This is a genomic window from Nocardia amamiensis, from assembly GCF_015477605.1.
GTDB lineage: Bacteria > Actinomycetota > Actinomycetes > Mycobacteriales > Mycobacteriaceae > Nocardia > Nocardia amamiensis_A.
The window spans coordinates 1-4,503 of sequence record NZ_JADLQX010000097.1; the positions used below are offsets into that span (position 1 = coordinate 1).

Annotated in this window: 6 protein-coding genes; 3 read left to right on the forward strand and 3 right to left on the reverse strand. The window is 64.2% G+C overall.

Annotated elements, in window-relative coordinates:
* The first annotated feature begins 165 nt into the window (after window positions 1-165).
* From IU459_RS36620 to IU459_RS36630, 3 genes are read left to right on the forward strand one after another with little or no spacing between them, the layout of a single operon-like run.
* Window positions 166-414: a GH-E family nuclease gene (locus tag IU459_RS36620; RefSeq protein WP_195134167.1), complete on the forward strand. Its 249-nt coding sequence runs from the start codon at window positions 166-168 to the stop codon at window positions 412-414.
* Window positions 415-828: an ankyrin repeat domain-containing protein gene (locus IU459_RS36625; protein WP_195134168.1), complete on the forward strand. Its 414-nt coding sequence runs from the start codon at window positions 415-417 to the stop codon at window positions 826-828.
* Window positions 825-1,259, forward strand: a complete 435-nt coding sequence (locus IU459_RS36630; RefSeq protein WP_195134169.1) for a YbaB/EbfC family nucleoid-associated protein — start codon at window positions 825-827, stop codon at window positions 1,257-1,259. Before IU459_RS36625 ends, IU459_RS36630 begins: the two co-directional genes overlap by 4 nt.
* A 259-nt stretch (window positions 1,260-1,518) precedes the next feature.
* On the opposite strand, the gene IU459_RS36635 is transcribed toward IU459_RS36630, so the two are convergent.
* The 3 genes from IU459_RS36635 to IU459_RS36645 all read right to left on the reverse strand — a co-directional run bounded on the left by IU459_RS36635 (window position 1,519) and on the right by IU459_RS36645 (window position 4,088).
* Entirely contained in the window at window positions 1,519-2,169 is a 651-nt protein-coding gene (locus IU459_RS36635; protein WP_195134170.1) for a hypothetical protein, read from the reverse strand.
* 79 nt (window positions 2,170-2,248) lie between these two features.
* A complete protein-coding gene (locus tag IU459_RS36640; RefSeq protein ID WP_195134171.1) occupies window positions 2,249-2,407 on the reverse strand; it encodes a hypothetical protein in 159 nt (52 codons plus the stop codon).
* Window positions 2,408-3,614: 1,207 nt separating this feature from the next.
* Window positions 3,615-4,088: a hypothetical protein gene (locus IU459_RS36645; RefSeq protein ID WP_195134172.1), complete on the reverse strand. Its 474-nt coding sequence runs from the start codon at window positions 4,086-4,088 to the stop codon at window positions 3,615-3,617.
* Window positions 4,089-4,503 lie beyond the last annotated feature (415 nt).

Consider the following 4,503-nt stretch of genomic DNA (forward strand, 5'->3'; position numbering starts at 1 on the left):
CTCAAGACCTGGAAGATCCTGCGGAGACTCCGCTGCTGCCCATTCAAGACCGGTCGAATCGTCAAGACCATCCACGTCCTGCAAGACCGAGAACTTCAGGCGACCGCCACAGGATGAAAACGGCTCAAGGTACCGATCAACAAGTCCTACGACGACAAACCCTGGGTGCAGCAGCTACCCAAGACAGAGGACGGCAAATACTACGTCGACGTGGCCAACAGGTCGTTGTACCCAGTCAACCCTAAATGGGAGTTCGGCCACAATAGTGGCTTTGAGCATCGGCGGCTGCTGGCCGATGCCCAAAGCCGCGGCTTGACTCAGAAGGAGTTCGACGACTACGTCAACAGCCATCCCGAGCGGTTCCACATCGAAGACATGACCGGAAACAGAAGCCACAGACGGGAGCAGAAGTAGATGACCGAACCAGACGAATGGGGCCGAACCCCATTGCATTATGCCGCGATGGAGGGGCAGGTCGATGCCGTCGCGCGTCTGCTCGACACCGAGGACGTCAACGCTCGCGACAACGAAGGCTGGACACCGTTGCACTTCGCATCCCAGTACGGGTTCACCGAGATCGTCCAACGGCTACTCGACGCGGGCGCCGACATCAACGCCTTGACCGAGAAGGGGATGCCGCCGATCTACTGGGCGATCATGTCCTCCAGCGGTGATCGAATCGGCACGGTCCGCCTCCTGCGCGCGCGGGGCGCCGACCCGACGAAGTCGACGATCAAAGGGTACTTCGGAACGCAAAGCCCCCTGGACGTGCTGCGGGAAGTTAGAAATGACCCCGCCATGCAGGCCGAATTCGCGGACCTGCTGTGAGCGAGCCCTCAGACCTCGACGCCACGCTTGAGGAAATGAAAACCAAAGCCAGCCAGGTCAAATCAGCGCTCGGCCGCGTTCGCGGCACGGGCACCGCAGGCAACGGCACCGTCACAGCGATCGTCGATTCGGCAGGACACCTGCGCGACCTGGAACTGACCCGTGACGCACTCCGATGGGGAGACCGGCTGGCGAGCCTCATCCTGCAGGCGACCGCCGCTGCCGAAAAGGACGCCGCCGCGAAAGCCGAGCAAGCGATGCATCCACTCATCCACGACGAACGTGTCGAAGCCGGGATCAAAACGATTCGCGAAACCTTCGGACAAGCCGAACCCAGGACGAAGCCCCCGAGGCCGATGACCGAAGAAGAGATCCAGGCCGCTGACGACGCCTACTTCGAACGCATGAACCGACAAGGCTGGAACCGCTGAATCTGACCGCATACAAGCTCATCCCGGCCAGTTTGCATTCCGATCTGGTCGCAGGTCGCCTCCAGCAGCCGCTGATGCATCACAGCTGACCAGCTGCGACGGAACACGGCTACACGAACCCGGTGAAAGTGGGCAGTTCTGCGGGCCAGGGACGGTAAGCTGACGGCGGAGTGTCAGACCTCCGACTCCGCTAATTGTCAAGCTGCGGAGACTGATTCGGTGCTGGTGGCGTGGATCCACGGTGCTCTCCGGTTGTTGGCTACCGCCATCCCCCGATGGGGTGGTCTGGCACTGTCAGTTCCCCAGCACTGTCGAGGCAGAACCGATGCCAGTCACCAGTGAGGCGGTGGAATGCGTCAGACGCGCGAGACGCGCCGGTAAGCCGGGCAAACCCTCCGCCCCCGCTCGAGCAGTTGCCCGTCCTGGGGCTGGTCCTGAAGTAGACACCCCAGGCGTAGCGGTCGGCACTGTTGATGCGGTAGAGCCCGCGCCGGTGACCTTCGAACGTGTGCGGATCGACACCGTCGCGCACCTGCCGTGCGGCATCATCGAAGCTGTGCGCCGAGAACTGCCAGCGCACAGCGATCGGTAGGTCCGCGCCCCACGCCGCCACCGTGAATGCCACCACCAGTGCAGGCGCCAGCAGAGGACCGAGCTCCGGTACCCGAAGCCGCCGGGTCACGACTACCCGGGTCAAGTAGCCGATGACCACACAGGACAACCCGAACGACGCGCTGATAAAGAAAAACCACAACAGCAACGACTCGGCGCTTTCCGGGACACTTGCCCGCACGAGTGCGCCCAGGCAAGACGCAACCGTGCAGGCGAGCACCAGGTACCAGCCGAGCTGTGACCGGAGTCGCCGCTTCCCCTGTCGACCGGGAAGGTTGTCGGACGGCGCGGTGCTCATGCCGGAAGCTTAGCCTGCAAACCGGTGTCAATCCCCTGGCCCGAACGGCGAAGCCCAGCCCATACACCTCCCAGTGATGTCAAAACTCGCCTGCGCGAATCACCGTTGAAGCCGTCCAGTCACGCTCAGTTTCGCCTGCAATCGGTGCCAGAATCCCCTGCTTCGCCAGTTCTCCGAAGGCTTTGGTGGGGTCGTAGGTCTGGTGGGTGTGCAGGCAGTGGTAGAGCTGGCCGAGCATCTTGTTGAACAGGTGGCGGACTGCTGGTGCGTGGCGGTCGCCGTGGTCGCGGCGGTGCCGGTAGTGCTGTTGGGCGGGGGCCTGGCAGGACGGACCAGGGTGGTGCCCCAAATCCAGCCGGCAGCGGCCAGGCGGTCGTTCTTGATCCGACGGTGGGTGATGGAGAGGGATTTGCCGGAGGCCAGGGTGACGGGTGGCGGGTGGCGGATACGGCATAGGCCTTCAGCGCGCGGGCGTCGGCGAACCGCTGGCGGTCATCACCGAACTCACGCGGACAGTGTTCCAGCACTCGGCAGCCACTCTCATCCTGGCCTCTCCAGTCATATGGTGAACACCGTGGATTGGGTTTTGCAGTCGGGTTCGGGTATCCGGGTCGAGTGGGGCCAGGTCGGCGCCCGAGCGCTGGGCCCGCACAGCGCGGCGCTGGTGATAGTCGATGTGTTGTCGTTCACCACAGCCGGATCGGTAGCAGTCGATGCCGGGACCGCTGTGCTTCCCTACCCGTGGCGGGACGGCGGTGCGGAGGAATTCGCGACACGTCGCGACGCTGCTTTGGCGGTCGGGCGGCGCGCAATATCACCGGAGCGCCCCTGGTCGCTGTCGCCTGCCGCACTGAGGGGCGCGCCAGCGCCGCGACGGCTGGTTTTACCGTCCCCGAATGGATCGGCGATCGCGGCGGCTGTCTCCGGGATGCCAGTGGTAGCTGCGTGCCTGCGTAACCCCACCGCTGTCGCCGCGTGGCTGACCCAACAGGGTTGGGGCACAACGACCGACCGATCTCGATCATTCCCGCCGGGGAACAGTGGCCCGGCCAGGACGCCGTGAGGCCGGCCATCGAAGACTGGATAGGCGCCGGGATGGTCGCTTCCGCCCTGGCCGAAGCCGGGGCGGGGCCGCTCTCGCCGGAAGCATCGGCGGCCAAGACGCTGTACGATGGGATCACCGACGTGCCGGGCCTCATATCCGAATGCGCGTCAGCTGGCCGACACGGGCTTCGGCAACGATGTCGCGGTCGCCACAGAAATGGACACCACTACTGCGGTTCCAATGCTCGTCCATGGCATGTTCGTTGACGGCCAGGCCGACCGTTAGTTGCCTCCGCGTGGTGTGCGCTACTCTCCGCACTGCACACCGGTCGCCTCGCCCATGGCGCGTGAGCGCCGGGATGGCGCCCCTTCCAATGCGCGGTTACCGCAAACCATTGGCCTCACCGCCTGCTCCACTCGTAGGCGTTGGCCTCGGCGTCGGCGGGTACGTCCAGCGTCCATCCGTCCTCGCAGGGCACCAGGTAGCCATGCGTGCGCAGCTGCGCCAAGCCTTCGAGGGTTTCCTCCTCGGAGTCATCGGGGTGCCGATCCCACTCGGGCACGAACGCTGTCAGCTCCTCCCAGGTCACCCGGAACGGCGGCCGCGCAATCAACAGCTGCCCGTAGGTGACCACAGCGGCCGGACACAGACGGGAATCGTGGATCATCGCCGTCGGCAAGAACGTGGACTCTCCATCGCTAAAACCCGCTCGGTTGCCCGGTCCAGGCACGACCACCGAGGGTGCATGCTGCCGCCCGACGCGGATTTCGATCACCTCGTCGTCAGCGAACAGGTCCTCGTCCCCGTTGGGTGCGATGTCGGGGCGGCGCGGCGGCGAGCCTTTCGACTTCTTACGCTTCTTCGATACCGGCACGATCCCCAATCTTCAACGAAAACAGTCGCCTTGGGAGCCGTTTCGCGCCAGACCGGCAAATCAGAATTCCGCGCAGGGCCCTGGACCAGGCGTGTGGCTGACCACCATATCTGTCACCGTTGGCCTCCGCAGAGCTGCGCGAATGCACCGGGCAGACCACACTATCTGTCACCGAATTTCCAACGTAGTTGTCACCAATCGCGGCCTGGACCGAGCTGAGCACGCGCCGAGATGGCCACCGGCTACGCCGCAGTGTCGACGTAGTGCCACCCAATCTCGAATGGCGAACCTGCGTTCCGCATAATTCCGGGGTTTCGGAGCCCAAGACTGCCGGTTTCCGCGGGTCGCGGGGTCTCGGACGAGAGAAACTCTGAAATTTGCCTAGAGACGCGATTCGCTGAATTCGAGTAGCGTG

Excerpts from the sequence above, each read along its gene's own strand:
- IU459_RS36625 (WP_195134168.1), top strand. The coding sequence starts at position 415 with ATGACCGAACCAGACGAATGGGGCCGAACCCCATTGCATTATGCCGCG.
- IU459_RS36640 (WP_195134171.1), bottom strand. The coding sequence starts at position 2,407 with ATGCTCGGCCAGCTCTACCACTGCCTGCACACCCACCAGACCTACGAC.
- IU459_RS36635 (WP_195134170.1), bottom strand. The coding sequence starts at position 2,169 with ATGAGCACCGCGCCGTCCGACAACCTTCCCGGTCGACAGGGGAAGCGG.